This window comes from Bacteroides eggerthii (genome assembly GCF_025146565.1).
Classification (GTDB): Bacteria; Bacteroidota; Bacteroidia; order Bacteroidales; family Bacteroidaceae; genus Bacteroides; species Bacteroides eggerthii.
In genome coordinates this window covers 123,441-140,784 of record NZ_CP102258.1, presented here as the reverse complement: position 1 = coordinate 140,784, position 17,344 = coordinate 123,441, and the positions used below count along the sequence as shown (strand labels likewise).

The window sequence follows — 17,344 nt, the reverse complement described above, 5'->3', positions numbered from 1 at the left end:
GTTTTTATTAATAAAAATTCATTTTCTCGTTGCAAATGTATGATATTTGCTTAGGGAGAGTGATATGCCTTGTTCCAGCTTTTTTTGAAAACCGATATATTTTATCAAAGTTGTTGAATGAAATATTAGATTTGTTTAAAAAGGGGTTATAACTACCCCTTTGCTTTCTTTATATACTCAGTAGGCAGACAACCTACATACTTCTTAAAGCAGGTTGCAAAATAGGATGATGAGTTGAACCCTACCATGCTGCTAACTTCGGCCACTGTATAGCGTCCGCTTTTTAGCAGTTCGGTTGCCCTCTTAAACCTGACTTTTCGGATGAAGTCGATGGCAGATTCTCCTGTTATTGCTTTCAGCTTTAAATGTAAATTGGAACGGCTCATATTCATTTTTTGTGCAAACTCATCAGTGGAGAACTCAATATTGTCTATGTTCTCTTCCACAATATTTACGGCGCGTTTCAATAGTTCCTCATCCATGGCGTTGAAAGTGATCTTTTCGGGTTCCACTTCCAGCGATTTGGCATATCGCTCCAGCATATGCCGACGGGTGCGCATCATATTCTGTATCTTGGAGGTGATGACGGCAATGGCAAAAGGCTTGGGGATATAATCGTCTGCTCCTACTTGCAACCCTTCCAGTTGATCTTTTATGTCGGTCTTGGCAGATAGGATGATAACAGGAATATGACAGGTACGTATATTCTGTTTTACATTCTTACACAATTTGATGCCGTCCATTACGGGCATCATAACGTCGGTGATAATGATATCGACTTCATTGTCTTTCAGCTTTTCCAATGCTTCTTCACCGTTACCGGCTTCCAGTGTGTTGAATAAGTCAGCCAGCCCGCTACACAGATAGTGACGGATTTCCTGATTATCTTCTACTATGAGAATCGTGCCTCGTTTTTTGTCTCCGGTTTCTATAGAAACATTCTCCATCTTTTCCGTATCAATGAAGTACATCTCTTTAGAATTGGTAGAGTAGGCCTGTTCTTCTTCATTCGGGATATTGGAGTCGGCCTGTTCGGAAGATTTATAAGCAGAGGGATCTTGCGGCAGGTAGACAAAGAAAGTGCTGCCTTTGCCTTCCTCGCTTTCCAGCTCGATGTGTCCATGATGTAATTCGACAAGGCGCTGTACCAGTGAAAGTCCTATTCCGCTTCCTATATGCTGGCTTTCTACCTGATAAAAGCGCTCGAATATTTTTCCCTGTTTGTTCATCGGGATTCCTATGCCGGTGTCGCTGACTTGTAACACCAGCCAATTGTTTTCTTCCTTCAGAGTTACGGTAATGCTTTTCCCGTTATCGGTATACTTAAATGCATTAGACAAGAGATTATTGATAATCAGTTCCAGGTAATGGGGATCGAAGATTTCCTCTTTGTCTTCCAGCTCCGAATGGAATGTATAACTAATTTCCTTGTGGCGTGCCAGCTTGTCGTAATATAAGAAGTTTTCACGAATGAGGCGGTCGGCATTGGCTTTCTTCACCTTCAATTCAAAAACGCCGAGTTCCGCACGTCGGTAGTCCATTAATTGGTTGACAAGATGCAGCAGGCGATTTGCATTCCGCTGGATGTATTCCAGTTGGTTACGGGCCCAGCGGTCGTTGATTTTACTGATAACCTCTTGCAGCGGTGCCAGGATCAAAGTGAGCGGGGTGCGTAGTTCGTGTGAAATGTTGATGAAGAAACGCATCTTCATTTGATTGATTTCTTCACGATGCTCCTTGTCGCGGCGTTCCATCTCAAGTTTGGCTTCCATGCTTTTACGCAACCAGAAAAAGCGGAATACAAAAGTGATGAAACCAATGAAAGTGGCAAAGAAGAGGAGGACGGCCCACCATGTTTTATACCAGACAGGCAGTACCACAATCTCCAATATGGTTGGTGTGCTGTTCCACTTGCCGTCATTGTTGGCAGCTTTCACCATAAAGCGATAAGTGCCTTGAGGCAGGTTGGAATAGGAGACGGTACGCTTATTGGTGAGATAGTACCATTCTTTGTCATAACCATCCAATTTATAAGCAAAAGTGTTGTGTTTGCCGGATATGTAGTTCGATACGACAAATTCCAGAGAGAAAGCCGTTTGCCAGGATTTCAGCGTGATGCTTTCCGTATTGCTGATGTTTTTGGTAAGAATACCGGTTTCGTCATCCGGACGTACGACTTTATTGAAAAGCTCCAGTTTGGTGATTACAACCGGAGGAGTATAGGGATTGTCTTGTAGTAGTTCCGGGCGGAAAGTGGTGAGACCGTTTATGCCGCCGAAGAACATTTGACCGTTGGAAGTACGATAGCAGGAAGAGGTGTTGAACTGATTGCTTTGCAGTCCGTCTGCTTCGGTGAAATTGCGGAATTTCTCAGTAGACGGATTGAAGCATGAAACCCCCTGGTTGGTACTCATCCATAAGCGTCCGTAAGAATCTTCGAGTATACCGTAAACTACATTATTAGGTAGGCCGTTGGCTATGGTATATCGTTTTATCTGCTTGTCTTTTTCGTTGAAGCAATAGGCTCCTTCGCGCGTACCTACCCAAATCAGGCCGTTAGCGGCTTCATAAATGTAGTTGGTGAATGATTTCGTTATGGTGGACGCCGGTAGAAGTGGTATTCTTTCTATTTCTGTTCCATGTTGCCTGAATACGGATATGCCTTCCTCGCTACCTACCCAAAGACGCTTTTGGGAATCCCGGAACAGAGTGGTGATTTTCTGGAAAGTAACCGGTGTGCCATTGCTTTCCCGGCTTATCGTAGTGAAGCTCCGTTTCTCCGGGTTGAAGTGAACTAAGGCGCTTAATGTGCCCAACAGGAAAGTATTGTCTTTGTCGGGAAGGATGGAATATACATTTTCATTGACCAGCCGGCTGTTGCGCTGGTTGAAGTTCTCTATGCGTCCGCTGTTGCGATGCAAAATGCTTAAGCCTCCGGCATGTGCGCCTATGTATACCAATCCTCTTGTGTCATCCACATATACGGATTTGATGTTGTTGGACCCGAACCCCTCTTCACGCTGGTTCTCCTGTAATGCATAATGGATGAAGTGCCGGTTTTCCGGGTTGTACAGGTTCAGTCCGCCGTCATTGGTGCCTATCCACAGATTTTTCTGACGGTCTTCAACAATACAGCTCACCACATTATCACTGAGTGAGTTCTTAAAGGGAATACGTTCTATGTTCTTGAATCGGTTACGGATAGGATGATAGTAATTCAGTCCGCCGAAATAGGTTCCTAACCACATGCCTCCTTGCGAGTCCATGAAGATACTGCGCACCGAACGCTGCGACAGGCTTCCTTTTTCTACGGGATCGCTGCTGTAAGACATGAAAGAGTCATTGCCTTCATGGTAGATGTTAAGGTCACTGAAAGTGCCTATCCATAAGCGGTTCTGCGCATCCAGCGCCAATGAACGGATGTAGTTGGAACTGATGCTTTTCGGATTGGACGGTGAGTGTTTGTAGACCTTGACCTCTTGGGTTTTAGGGTTGATAAGGAAAAGTCCGGAACCTTCTGTTGCTACCCATATGCGGGTAGGCGACTGCTGCAGTATGCTTTGAATCTGCCTGCTGTTTGGTATATAAGTGAGTTTTTCGAGCCTTTTCTGTGGAATGGAATAGCAGTACAGTCCGTCTCCGCGTGTACCTATATAGATTTGCTCTCCATGCCTGTAAAGGGAGGATGCGATTATCCGGCGCATTGTTGTGCTGCAAGCATCATCCACAAATTGGGAGGCAGGGATGTCAAACATGGTCAGTCCCTCTGATGTGCTGACAAGCAACAGGTCGACAGATACTTCTACAATGCCGTTGACTTGCAGGCGCTTGCCGTTCTTCTCATAGGAAAAGTTTTGGAATTTATCCTTGTTCTCATCGTAGTAAGACAGTCCGTCACGAGTACCGATCCACACGCGTCCCTTGCTGTCGGTCATGACAATGCGGGCTATGTCGTTGGCAATGCTGTTCGGGTCGTTCTCATCGTGCTGGTAGACTGTGAACGCGTATCCATCGTATTTATTGACACCGTCATAAGTGGCAAACCACATATTCCCGAGCTTGTCCTGTGCTATGGAGAATACGGTGCTTTGCGACAAGCCGTCGTTAATGGAAATATAAGAGAAGTTTATCTGTCTCCAAGCCTCTGAATAGGCATAGGAAACTCCTGTTGTACATAAAAGTAACAGGAGTGCCGTTATCTTTTTAAGATTACTCATTATAAAACCGTAAAAATTATGATGCACCAAAGATAGTGATATCTTTCAAAATTTCTGTTAGGATAGTGACGAATTGCACAAATATAGGGTTTTCTGAAACAAATAGGATAGGGGCTGAACAATAGCTTTCGTATTTTTGTGACATAAATTTAAGCTTAATATCAAAATAGGATGAAGAAAAACATTTTTATTATCTGCATGGCAATGGCAGCGGGTTGCATCACAACACTGACTGCACAAGTCAAGAACGCTGAAACACTGGTTCCTTTGACTAAACGGGTAAACGTTCAAGCTGATACAGCACGTCTCGATCAGATTATAGATGGCTGTTGGGTGGCTGTGGGCACAAATAAGAAACATGCAATTCGACGGGATTTCACACGTTTGTTTGCCGGCAAACCTTCTTACCGCTTCGAATTGCGCAAAGAGGATAACACGCTGGAAGGATACGGAAAGGGAGAAACCAAAGGGCGTGCCGAGTTTTCTTATTGTTACGCCACCTCGGCCGATTTTAAGGGGTTGCCGGCAGATGCTTATCGTAAAGCGCAAATCACTAAAACCGTATATCATCATGGCAAAGGTATTTGTCCGCAAGGAGTTTCACGCGATTATGAGTTTTCTGTGTATATTCCATCTGCTTTGGATAGTAATGTCTCCACGATTTTTGCCCAGTGGCATGGTATGCCCGACCGCACGCTTGTGCAGACTCCCGAAGGTGAAGTAAAGAAACTGACTGTCGATGAGTTCTTGGAATTGGATAAGACCACTATATTCAAAAAGAATACAGGGCATGAGAAGGTTGCAAAACTGGACAAGCAGGGAAATCCGGTGAAGGATAAAAAGGGAAATCCCGTATATAAGGCCGGAAAGAAGAACGGCTGGTTGGTAGAGCAGGGTGGTTATCCGCCGTTGGCTTTCGGTTTCTCCGGCGGTTGGTTCTATATCAAGGCAAATTCGGATCGCCGTTGGCTGACAGACAAAACAGACCGTTGCAACGCAAGTCCTGAGAAAACGCCGGTAATGAACCCCGTAACTTCCAAGTACAAGTCGTCTACAATTGCCTATAAGATGCCTTTTGCCGATTTCCCTAAAGATTGTTGGGTTACTTTTCGTGTTCATATCGACTGGACTACATACGGCAAAGAAGCTGAAAACATAGTGAAGCCCGGTAAGCTGGATGTGCAAATGGAATACACCGACAAGAAGAAAACCGTTAAGGAGCACATCGTGAATAATGAAGTAATCCAGATAGGGCGTAATGATGATGACGGTTACTATTTTAAGTTCGGCATATATCGTGTTGGCAACAGCACAGTGCCGGTATGCTACAACCTGGCAGGGTACAAGGAAGAGTGATTCTTTCTGCTTTGTATGATTTGCCGGCGGTAGACGAAGCAGGTGGTGAGGAAGTAAATTCCGGTTTGCATCCACAGGGCGCGGTATTCAAAAGCTACTTCGTTGAGTGTGGCTCCCATACTATTAATCCGTACATAGCCGTTGATCCCGAATGTGGAAGGGAAGAGATAGGAAAAATATCTCCAGAATGAAGGCATTGCACTTCCCGGCCAGGAGATGCCGGACAGAAACAATAATGGTACGGAAGTGAACACAAACAACAACATGCAAGTTTCCCGGTTGCGTATGGCAATGGATGCCGTCATTGCAAAAAAGATGCAAGCTGTCAGATAGGGTAGGGTAAACAGTGTCAGCACGCCGGGAATTGCGATTTGGTTGAGGCTGAAAAGACGGGGCACTACGCATAGTATATATACGGCTACCAACGAATAAACCATAAAATAGCTCAGTCCTTTTCCCATTACAATGCGTAGCGTGCCGTTATAATGGCGGTTGATAGGGACTAAATCTTTGAACTGGTTGTGTTCGCGGGCTGTTCCGGCAGACAAGCCGATGCCCAAGAGCAACGTCTGTTGTATGATCAGTATGAGTACGGCGGGAATTAGGAAAGCGGCAAATCCGTTTGTCGGGTTGAAAATGGCTACGTCTTCATATTCAATGGGGTAGGCTGTTATTTCGTCCTGGCGGGCGGTGGTATTGCCGGCACGCTCCATTTTGATAGCCGCGTTCATGGCGAGTGATACGTTTGTGTTGGCTGTCAGCAATGCTTTATAGTAAAGCAGTCCGCTCATATCGCAGAAGATGCTGACTTGTGTTTGTTTGCCTTGCACTATATCATCACTGAAATGAGCCGGTATGTAGATGATGCCGTATGCTTTGCGGTCTTTCAGCATGAGTTTGGCTTCTTCCATGTCGGCGCAATATGCCACGATGCTTGTTTCGGGACTGGCATCCACTTTCCGCAGATACTCCCGGCTTAAGGAGCTGCGCGAGTTGTCCACAACTACGGTGGGCACTTCGCGAATTGTTTCGTTGGTGTAGATGAAAGAGTATATCAGTGGATAAACCAACGGAACAAGCACAAAGAAGATCAGCACGCCCTGATCGCGAAAGGTCGTGCGGAATTCCTGTTTCCATATATAGAACAGATCGTATATGCCTTGTACAACTTTCTGTTTGAATGTCAACTGTTTCATCAGGGTACGTATTTATAGTATATCAATGCTTCTTTCAGCCTGTGGGCAACGAGGAAAGGAAGCATCATAAAAATAAGCAGCGCCACATAATTCGTCCATGAGTAAATCATCGGATAGCCATTCAAGGCTTGGTCTACATAGATGAGGAAGTAATGGCGCAAGGGAAATAAGTTTGCTAAACCTTGCAGTACGGGGTGCATAGCCATTGCGGGGAATGACAGTCCGCACATGGAAAACGACAAGACACCCCATAAAGAGGCGAAACTAAGTCCCAGACGCAGTGTGGGGAGCGTGCCTATCATAAGTATGCCCATACCTTGCGATGCCAGCACCAGGCAGAGGGTGGCGAGCAGCATCGGCAGAATTCCGCTGTTGCAGGGAAAGTGCAGGAAACCGTACAGATAAACATTGTACAGTATTCCCATAAGGAAGAATATGGCAGTGTGTGGCAGCAGCTTTCCTGCAAGGGAAATCCAGATGGAGTTGTTTCCCATGTGCAGCCATTCGTGGGCAGTGCGGTCTTTGATTTCCACGCCTATGGAATAGACGGTTACCATAAAGATAAGCAGCATCAGCACGCCTGGGGCAAAAGTATTGCACAGGTATACGGAGTAGTTCAGCCAGGGATTGTTCAGCGGGTGAGTGTCGATGACAATCGGTTGCAGAAATGCCATGGCCTGCTTTTCCGTAGCTCCCTTGGCATATAATGCAGCACGTGCGGCAGCACCCGATGCCAGTTCGCTCATCATCTTCATATCCTTGAAAAGTAATGAGCCGGCTATGAGCAGTGTGTTGTTGGTGTAAAAAGACACTTTGGGCTGCCGCTGGGCTTGTGCTTTGGCTGATGTTCCTTCGGGGATGTAGTAGAAACCGTAAATTTCTCCTTTTTGCATGGCGATACGCGCATCGGCAATGTTAGGATAATGGGCCACGACTGCCGTTTGTTCAAAAGCGTCCAGGTTGCGTACCAATTGGCGTGAGGTAGCGGTCATGTCCTGGTCTACTACACCGACCGGCATGTCGGTAGGCAGGCCGGAATCCATTAATGTCGTGAAGAATATATAGCAGAATAAAGGCGCTATTACCATGCAAAACAGGTATAGCGGGCGTGAAACGAGACGGCGAAATTCACGTTTCATTACGTTCCACAGGACTATATATTTATTGTTTCTTCCCATTGGCGCTTTATCGTCTTATCATTTTACCACCCTGTTGCCTTATCTCACTTCTTCAATATCACACTCATTCCCGGACGCAAACCCTCTGCTCTCTCTTGCGGGGATGCTTTTACTTCAAATGTCTTTAAGTCGAATTGCCCGGTAGTCTTGGTTGCTTTCCAGGCGGCGTATGTGCCGAGGTCTTTCATATAGTACACTTTCAGGCGGATATTCCTGTCGAGAGCGGGAATAAAGGCTTCAAACTCTGTTCCCATGCCCAATCCTTGCAGTAAGTCCTCTCGTACATTGAAAGTAATCCACATGTCATCCATAATGGCGATATTCATGATTGGAGCGCCTGTGCCCACCAGTTCGCCCGCTTTGGGGAATATTTCGGAAACTTCTCCGGCGGTCTGGGCTATCAGGTAGGTTTCTTTGATGTACGATTCCACCTCGGCAACGGCTCCTTTGGCCCGTTCCACCAAGGCTGCTGCGGCGGCTTTGTCTTCACGTTCGGCTCCGTTCTTTGCCATAGTATATTGGGCTTTGGCTGCTTTTTCGGTGGCCTGTGCCGCATCACGCTGGGCGGTGACTTCATCCAGCTTTTGGGCGGACATCACTCCTTGGTCGTGCAGGTTTTTTACGCGCTTGTACGATTTTTCGGCTATGGCAAGTCCTGCCTGAGCTTTCTGCCACATCTCATAGGCTGCCTGTATTTGTTCTTGACGGGCGCCTTTCAGTGCTTTCTCGTTTTGGGCTTGTGCGGCAGCCTCGGCGGCACGTGCCTGTTCCAGTTTCGCTTGTACATCCGGGGCTTCGATAATGGCAAGTGTATCTCCGGCTTGCACGCTCTGTCCCTCTTTTACCCGGAATTCCAGGATACGCCCCGGCACTTTGCTTGATACGCGGTACTCTGTTACTTCTGCTTGGCCTTGTATGATTTCCGGTCCCTTGCGCAGCATGAAGAAACCTACCAGGGCAACAATGGCAATCACTCCCGTCAGCGTGAGGAATGCCAGCAACATGTTACTGTTTTGTGATTTTGTATCCATTTTATAATTTAAGTAGATGTTATATCAAGATTATATGAGTTGATTATACGTATTTGTTTACGGTTGCAGGTTTATAATTTGCAGGCTTGCAAATGCTATTTCCTAAAGGTCAACATTAGCTATGCCGGTCCTCAATCTTTAATTTCCAACGTTTAAACTGCCTGTTGCCTTCTTCAGATAGATTTCCGTCAGTTTCACGTCTATTTGCGCATCTATCTTTTCCGATTGGGCTGACAGCCAGGCGGTATGCGCTTCCAGCACGTTGCTTGCGGGGATAACTCCTTCCTCAAATCCGAGAGTGGCGTAACGCAGGTTCTCATCAGCCTTTTCCAAATTCTTTTCGGCCATGATAAGTTTCTTGGCAGCTTCGTTCACTTTGAAAACCGATTGGCTGACTTGCAGTTCTATCTTTTCTTTGGCATCGTCCAGTTGGTATTGGGTGATACGGGCTTCGGCTTTGGCGGCTTTCACTTTATAAATTCCTTCTCCCCAATGCCAAATGGGCATACTGACCATGACACCTACGTTCCACATGCCTTTGAATTTGTTTTCAAAGCTGTTGAATACGGAAGGGTTTGTTGCCATGTAGTTCCCTATAAGGGCTACGGATGGCAGGTATTCCGAACGGGTGACATTCACTTTCTGCTTATAGATTTGTGTGGCAAGTTCCAGACTGCGCACTTCCGGTCGCATGGCATATACATTATTTATATTGATGCTGCTGTTGTCTGCGGGAGTGGGAGATAAGTCATCTTCCTTTTCGTCTGCCAAAGTGATGGGAGTGCTGAGGTCCAATCCGCATAGCTGGCATAGCAACATTCTGGAAAGGCTCAGACCGTCATTTACCTTTGTCAGTGTCATTTCGGCTTCGTTCACTTTTACCTTCACTGACAGCCCGTCCGCTTTTGTGGCTACTCCTTCGGCAATCATCTTGTCCACATCGCTTTCCAGTTTCTGCAGGAGCTCAAGATACCCCTCTGCCAGTTTCTTTTTGTTGGCGAGAGATACTACCTGCCAATATGCCTGATCGGTGCTTAGGATGACTTCCTGCATTCCGCTGTTGTGTTGCTGGCGGGCCAACTCTTCGGCGTATTTGGTAATCTTGTTGTAGGCGCGTATTTTGCCGCCCATATAGAGTGGTTGGGTCAGGGTCAAAGCTCCGGCGTACATGTTGCGCGTGTCGGTGCGGAATGCGTCGACAAGTGATTGTCCCAATCCGTTCAAGGGAGTGGCAATGTCTATGTTGCCTAAGGACTGTACAAGCGCCATGAATTGTGGGTTCTGAGCCAGTTGCGGGTTTTGGGTTATCATTCCCTGAATGCCGTTTTGCAACGCACCGCTCATCTGTGTCCCTACGGAGCCGAGCGCTCCTTTTTGTGCATCATTCAGCAGGGAGAACTCTTTCTGGTTGCGCATGTATCCGCCGGTGGCGGAAATGCTGGGCAGATAGTTGGTGAATGCCGCTTTTCTCTGGTAATGTGCCGCTTCGATTTTTGTCCGGCCAATCAGAAGTTCTTTGTTGTTGGCAATAGCCAATGTACGGCAACTATCCAGACTCAAAACATCCTGTGCGGCCAAGGGCAGCACCAAACAGGCCAAGTAGATGAAACAGAAGAACTTTTTCATTGTATCTATACATTAAAACACTTGTGGAAACTTTACCTAATAAAGCAACAATAATTGCATAGGCAACGATGCAAATGTATAGGGTTTTGATGATATTGCAAAATAAATTGCAACTTTTTTGATTTAAGATGGGGGAAGATACTGAAAACAGTCTTTTGTTCTTCGGTCTGAATCAATCCAGATTGAATGACTGGGAACCGATAAGCGTTCCGTCCGAGAATATGTCTACGCGGTAGCTTCCTGCATACAGGAACTCTTCGACATCCCAATACACCGTAACGCTCTGTTCTTCGCCGTTGTACTCTATATATTTCTTGATGGAGTATGCCAGTTCACGATTCTCATAGGGGAACGTGTTGGATGCGTTTTTGCTCAGCACATCATTGTCGGGCTTGGTGATGCGGACGTAGAGGGTGCGTTCTCCGGTTTCGGCAGTGATATTTTTGACGATTGTGAAATTGATTTTCAGTTTAACGACGTCTTTTACCTTTTTGGCTTTTTTGCCCCGTTTGTTGGTGGCCTGAATATTGATGTTCGTTGCATCCAACTGGGCTGCAAGCGTCACTTTTTTATTCAGGTTTTTCTTTTCTTCGGAAAGGTTGCTGATTTGTTGTGAAGCAACATTGTATTTACGGGTGACGTCGGCTATCACTTCCTTTTGGTGGTTGGTGAGACGGCTCAGCGAGTCTATCTGGTTGATATAGCCTATCATTACTTTACGAAGGGTTGCCAGTTCTTTTTTCAGACGGCGTATTTCGGTGGCATTGGTGCTTTTTACGGTGCGGAGCTCTTCCAGCAGCCGTTGCGTCTTTAGCTGTTCCTGTTCCAATAGGACGGAGAGGGAGTCGTTGGAGACAGTCAGTTTCAACTCATCGTATTGTTTGGCGAAATCGGTGTATTGGTTTTCCAGGTCTTCTTTTTCCAGATTGAATTCCTGCACCAATTCATTATTGGTTCGTTTCTCTGAAATCAGCAATACGGTAACACCTATTAATAATAGTACCAAAAGACTTCCGACAACAATTTGGAGTGTATTTTTTTTATTGTTCATTTTTTATAGTGATTAATGTTTGATGATGAATGATTAGTGGCGGATCATCTCTGCCCATAATCGTAAATCACCGCAAAAATAAGCATTTATCACTAATCACTAATCACTATCCCCTATCAAATTCTTCATTTAACTAAAATTATTATGGAAATATTTCTTTAATTAGGAATGTCGTTGTACTTTTGTGGCAACTTTATAGAACACTATATAAACAAAAAACTTTAGAAATTATGTCAAAAGTAACCGTAGTAGGTGCAGGTAACGTAGGTGCTACATGCGCTAATGTGTTAGCCTTTAATGAAGTGGCTGACGAAGTGGTAATGCTGGATGTGAAAGAAGGCGTTTCAGAGGGTAAAGCAATGGATATGATGCAGACTGCTCAACTGTTGGGCTTCGACACCACGATTGTAGGTTGTACCAACGATTATGAGAAGACTGCTAACTCTGATGTTGTCGTAATCACTTCAGGTATTCCCCGTAAGCCGGGTATGACTCGTGAAGAGTTGATTGGTGTGAATGCAGGCATCGTTAAGTCGGTTGCACAGAACATTCTGAAATATTCTCCTAATGCTATTCTCGTGGTTATCTCTAACCCGATGGATACCATGACTTATTTGTCTCTGAAATCTTTGGGTATTCCTAAGAACCGCATCATCGGTATGGGCGGTGCTTTGGATAGCTCTCGTTTCAAATATTTCTTGTCTCAGGCTTTGGGCTGCAATGCCAACGAAGTAGAAGGCATGGTTATCGGCGGTCATGGTGATACCACTATGATTCCTTTGGCTCGTCTGGCCACTTACAAGGGCATTCCCGTAAGCACTTTGTTGAGCGCAGAGAAGCTGGACGAAGTGGTTGCTTCTACTATGGTGGGCGGTGCTACGCTGACCAAGTTGCTGGGTACTTCTGCATGGTATGCTCCGGGTGCGGCTGGTGCTTATGTGGTTGAATCTATTATCCATGACCAGAAGAAGATGATCCCTTGCTCGGTAGCATTGGAAGGCGAGTACGGTGAATCGGACATCTGTATCGGTGTTCCCGTAATCCTCGGCAAGAACGGTGTTGAAAAGATTGTAGAACTGGAACTGAACGCTGACGAAAAAGCTAAGTTTGCTGCCAGCGCTGCTGCTGTTCACAAAACTAATGCTGCTCTGAAAGAAGTAGGCGCTCTCTAATTGAGAGATAACTTAAAAGCATAAGCAAAGCCTCACGAACTTTTACCGGAAAGGAAAAGGCGTGAGGCTTTTTGCTTTTTTATCATTTTTATGTCGTTCGTCCTTTTTTATTACCCGTATATGAAAAAACTATTATTCTCTTTGGCCGCAGTCTGTTTGGCGGCTTTTACTTCTGCACAGGATGCTCCGCTTTGGTTGCGTCATTGTGCCATTTCTCCCGACGGAACTACGATTGCTTTTACTTATAAAGGCGATATCTATACGGTTCCGGTTGACGGTGGGCGTGCCATGCAGCTCACCACCAATCCCGCCCATGATACGGAGCCGGTGTGGAGTCCTGACGGCAAGCGGATTGCTTTTGCTTCCGACCGTATGGGAAGCATGGATGTTTACATTGTTTCCAAAGAGGGAGGCGAGCCGCGCCGATTGACTACCCATTCGGGAAGTGAGACGCCTGTGGCCTTTAGTGATGCCGGACATATCCTGTTCTCCGCAGACATAATGCCTTCTGCCGAAACGGTTCTTTTTCCTTCCAATGGACAATTCAGGCAGGTGTATAAAGTATCGGTAGAGGGTGGGCGTCCTGTCCTTTATTCACCGATGCCAATGGAATGCATCTCTATCAATAAGGAAGGAACAGTGCTCTATCAGGATAAAAAGGGGTATGAGGATTATTGGCGTAAGCATCAGGTTTCTCCTATTGCTCGCGATATATGGATGTATGCTCCGGGTGAAAAGCCGGCTTATCGGCAATTGACAACGTTTGGTGGTGAAGACCGCGAGCCGGTTTGGGCCCCCGACGGTAAGTCTTTCTACTATTTGAGCGAGGAAAACGGAACTTTCAATGTGTATCGGCGTACTCCCGGTGCGGCTTCTGCCACACAGGTCACTCACCACACAAAGCAACCGGTTCGCTTTCTCAGTATAGCCGCAGACGGCAGGCTTTGTTATGGCTTTGACGGTGAAATCTATACTTTGGTTCCGGGCGGAGAGCCTCGGAAAGTGAACATCAGCATTGTTTCCGACAAGAGTGACAAAGATTTGATTCGCCAGATTAAGAGTAGTGGAGCTACGGAGATGGCTTTGTCTCCCAACGGCAAGGAAGTGGCTTTTGTGCTTCGCGGAGATGTGTATGTTACTTCAGTAGATTACAAAACCACTAAGCAGGTCACAAATACTCCTTGTCAGGAACGTGGTGTTGATTTTGCTCCTGACGGGCGTTCTTTGGTATATGCTTCCGAGCGTGGCGGTCTTTGGCAGCTTTACACTTCGGCTATTGTCCGTAAGGATGAAAAACTGTTTACGTACGCTACGGAGCTGAAAGAGGAGCGTCTGACCAATTCGGAAGCAGCCTCTTTCCAGCCGCAATATAGTCCTGATGGCAAAGAAGTGGCATTCCTTGAAAATCGTGCGGCCATCCGCGTTATCAATCTGAAGACGAAAGCTGTGCGTACTGTAATGGATGCCAAATACCAGTACTCCTATTCCGATGGCGACCAATGGTTCCGGTGGAGTCCGGACAGTAAATGGATACTTTCCGATTTTATAGGTATCGGTGGTTGGAATAACAAGGATGTAGTGTTGCTGAATGCCGACGGAAAGGGCGAAATGGTGAATCTGACCGAAAGCGGCTATACGGACGGCAATGCCAAATGGGTATTGGGCGGAAAAGCGATGATTTGGACAAGCGACCGCGCCGGATATCGCAGTCATGGCAGTTGGGGATCTGAGGATGACACCTATATCATGTTCTTCGATGCCGAGGCTTACGACCGTTTCCTTATGAGCAAGGAAGAGACGGCTTTAGTGGAAGAGGCTGAAAAAGCGGAGAAAGAAGCAAAGGAGAAGGCTGAAAAGAAGAAAGAAACTAAAAAGAAAACCGATAAGGAAGACGGTGCGGAGAAAGAAAAGAAGGTGGAACCGTTGAAATTCGATTTGGAGAACCGGTTCGATCGTATTGTACGCCTGACGGTTAATTCCTCGCATCTGGCGGATGCTGTGCTCACTCCGAAAGGGGATGCGCTTTATTACCTGTCTACTTTTGAGGACGGCTACGACCTGTGGAAGCATGATTTGAAGGAAAATTCAACCAAAGTCCTTTTGAAAGACGTAGGTGCAGGTGCTTTGCTGCCCGATAAAGAGGGAAAGAATATCTTCCTTTGCAGCAGCGAAGGCATGAAGAAAATAGAGGTAGCGGGCAGCAAGGTTACTCCGGTGGAGTTTGAGGCTTTCTTTGACTATCGTCCTTATGGAGAGCGTGAATATATCTTCGATCATGTGTGGCAACAAGTGGACGATAAGTTTTATGTAGAAGATCTGCAAGGAACAGACTGGACCGGCTATAAAGCAAGTTATAAACGGTTCTTGCCTTACATCAACAACAACTACGACTTTACGGAGATGCTGAGTGAAATGTTGGGCGAACTGAATGCTTCGCATACGGGAGCGCGTTATTATGCTTCCGGTGCAACGTTACCTACGGCCGCTTTGGGTGTGTTCTATGATGAATCGTACACCGGAGATGGATTGAAAATTAAGGAAATCATAGCCCAAAGCCCTCTTACCAAGAAGAAAACGGATGTTAGGCCCGGTTGCATCATCGAGAAGATAGACGGTGTGGCTGTCAAGGCCGGTGCCGACTATTTCCCGCTGCTTGAAGGCAAGTCAAATCGTAAAACAATTCTTTCGGTCTATGATCCGAATACGAAGAAACGTTTCGAGGAAACTATCAAACCAATTACCTATGCGATGCAAAGTGAACTTCTCTATAAAAGATGGGTGGAGAATTGCCGTAGGACAGTAGAGAAACTGTCCGGCGGGCGTATCGGTTATGTTCATATAAAAGGTATGGATAGTCCGAGCTTCCGTAAGATCTACTCCGAACTGCTGGGACGTAATCGCAATAAGGAAGCGGTAGTGGTGGATGTACGCCATAATGGTGGCGGGTGGCTGCATGATGATGTAGTGACGCTGCTTAGCGGAAAAGAATACGAACGCTTTGTTCCACGCGGGCAGTATATCGGAAGTGATCCGTTCAATAAATGGCTGAAACCGTCCTGCATGTTGGTGTGTGAGGATAATTACAGCAATGCCCATGGCACTCCTTTTGTTTACAAGACTTTAGGCATCGGCAAGTTGGTAGGTACGCCTGTTGCCGGAACAATGACGGCTGTGTGGTGGGAACGTCAGATCGATCCCAGCATTGTATTTGGAATTCCTCAGGTGGGTTGCATGGATATGCAAGGCAATTATCTGGAGAATCATACTTTGCAACCGGATATTTTGATATACAATACGCCGGAAGAGATGATAAGCGGAGATGATGCGCAATTGAAAGTTGCAGTGGAACACCTGCTAAAACAGTTGCCCCGGAAAAAATAATTAGTACTGATTACAGTTGAGAAAGAGAACCCTGTCAGGTATGCAAAAATACCTCCGATAGGGTTCTCTTTTTATATTCCGAGTTCGCTGAAATCGTTTCAGGTTCTGCTTGATACAGAAGAAATATACTTGGAAAGGGAATATTATTGTAGCAACGAAGAGGCTGATTTTATGCTTTGTAGCTATGTGGAAAGTGTTTTTTGAACGTTCGTTTGATAAACGCAAAGATACGAGTGTTTTTATTATTGGCAAAATATTTGATGTAAATAAATGGATGATTTATTTTTATTTAGATACATTGCTTTGATTATTAATGCATTGCTTCCGTAGCGCTCTGAAATAAATGCGTTTATATTTTAACAATTTCACGTGTTGGAGAAATCTGTAAAAGAGGTGTTTTTTAAACGAACGTTTAAAAAACACTTTTTGCTTTTAACTCATTCGTTTGCAATACTTTATAGACGCTAAACTAACATCGTACGGTTTGAATGGTCAGAAATGTCCCGTTCAAACCGCGAAGCGCACCCTAACCCGAAGGATTCCTTTAAATTATATTACTTTTAAGTGTCTGAAACACAGAAATATTGGTTTGCTGCCCGCACTCGTGACAAGCAGGAGTTTGCCATATGCAAATCCCTTTCCCGGTTGAAGTCTGAGGAGCATTTGGATGTCGATTATTACCTTCCCACCCGTATTGTGGTTTCCCAGTTGAAGTACCGCCGCAAGCGCAGTGAAGTCCCTGTCATCCGCAATCTGGTCTTTATCCGTACCACCAAGCAGACGGCCTGCGACCTTTCCAATGTCTATGGCGTGCGTCTTTTCTATATGAAAGACCTCTTCACCCGTTCCATGCTTGTGGTTCCGGACAAACAGATGTCCGATTTCATGTTCGTGATGGACCTGAATCCCGACGGTGTCAGCTTCGACAATGGCTCCCTTGTTGTAGGCGACAGGGTGCGTGTTGTCAAGGGCGATCTCACCGGTGTTGAAGGCGAGGTTGCCACAAATGCCAACAGGACGTATGTCGTTATCCGTATCAAGGACATCCTGACCGCAAGTGTCAAGGTTCCCAAATCTTATTTGAAGATAATCAAGTAATAATTCAAACATTGTTTTCAAGAAACAATAATATTCCA

The 17,344-nt window shown here is 45.8% G+C and carries 10 protein-coding genes; 4 read left to right on the top strand and 6 right to left on the bottom strand.

Annotated features, from left to right (window positions below; all coding sequences use genetic code 11):
- Nucleotides 1–152: 152 nt before the first annotated feature.
- Nucleotides 153–4,217: a hybrid sensor histidine kinase/response regulator transcription factor gene (locus NQ546_RS00585; protein ID WP_004288333.1), complete on the bottom strand. Its 4,065-nt coding sequence runs from the start codon at nt 4,215–4,217 to the stop codon at nt 153–155.
- A 171-nt stretch (nt 4,218–4,388) separates the two neighbouring features.
- Between NQ546_RS00585 and NQ546_RS00580 the strand changes: the two genes are divergently transcribed.
- Entirely contained in the window at nt 4,389–5,573 is a 1,185-nt protein-coding gene (locus tag NQ546_RS00580; protein WP_004288335.1) for a heparin lyase I family protein, read from the top strand.
- Here the strand turns inward: NQ546_RS00580 and NQ546_RS00575 are convergent.
- The 5 genes from NQ546_RS00575 to NQ546_RS00555 all read right to left on the bottom strand — a co-directional run bounded on the left by NQ546_RS00575 (nt 5,543) and on the right by NQ546_RS00555 (nt 11,655).
- Nucleotides 5,543–6,769, bottom strand: coding sequence for an ABC transporter permease (locus NQ546_RS00575; RefSeq protein WP_004288336.1), 1,227 nt, complete (start codon nt 6,767–6,769; stop codon nt 5,543–5,545). The genes NQ546_RS00580 and NQ546_RS00575 overlap by 31 nt on opposite strands.
- On the bottom strand, nt 6,769–7,947 hold the full coding sequence (locus NQ546_RS00570) for an ABC transporter permease (RefSeq protein ID WP_004294076.1): 1,179 nt from the start codon (nt 7,945–7,947) through the stop codon (nt 6,769–6,771). Before NQ546_RS00570 ends, NQ546_RS00575 begins: the two co-directional genes overlap by 1 nt.
- 44 nt (nt 7,948–7,991) lie before the next feature.
- Complete coding sequence (locus NQ546_RS00565; protein ID WP_004288338.1) at nt 7,992–8,978, bottom strand: HlyD family secretion protein; 987 nt, start codon at nt 8,976–8,978, stop codon at nt 7,992–7,994.
- 138 nt (nt 8,979–9,116) lie between these two features.
- Nucleotides 9,117–10,604 (bottom strand): TolC family protein, encoded by a 1,488-nt coding sequence (locus NQ546_RS00560; RefSeq protein WP_004288339.1) that lies wholly within the window; start codon nt 10,602–10,604, stop codon nt 9,117–9,119.
- Between the two features lie 172 nt (nt 10,605–10,776).
- Nucleotides 10,777–11,655 (bottom strand): hypothetical protein, encoded by an 879-nt coding sequence (locus tag NQ546_RS00555; RefSeq protein ID WP_004288340.1) that lies wholly within the window; start codon nt 11,653–11,655, stop codon nt 10,777–10,779.
- A gap of 230 nt (nt 11,656–11,885) precedes the next feature.
- Between NQ546_RS00555 and mdh the strand changes: the two genes are divergently transcribed.
- The 3 genes from mdh to NQ546_RS00540 all read left to right on the top strand — a co-directional run bounded on the left by mdh (nt 11,886) and on the right by NQ546_RS00540 (nt 17,306).
- Nucleotides 11,886–12,827, top strand: coding sequence for a malate dehydrogenase (gene mdh / locus NQ546_RS00550; protein ID WP_004288341.1), 942 nt, complete (start codon nt 11,886–11,888; stop codon nt 12,825–12,827).
- 120 nt (nt 12,828–12,947) lie between these two features.
- Nucleotides 12,948–16,208 carry a S41 family peptidase gene (locus tag NQ546_RS00545; protein WP_004288342.1) on the top strand — a complete coding sequence of 1,087 codons (3,261 nt, stop codon included), beginning with the start codon at nt 12,948–12,950 and terminating at the stop codon, nt 16,206–16,208.
- Nucleotides 16,209–16,772: 564 nt separating this feature from the next.
- A complete protein-coding gene (locus NQ546_RS00540; protein ID WP_004292395.1) occupies nt 16,773–17,306 on the top strand; it encodes a UpxY family transcription antiterminator in 534 nt (177 codons plus the stop codon).
- The last annotated feature ends 38 nt before the right edge of the window (nt 17,307–17,344 follow it).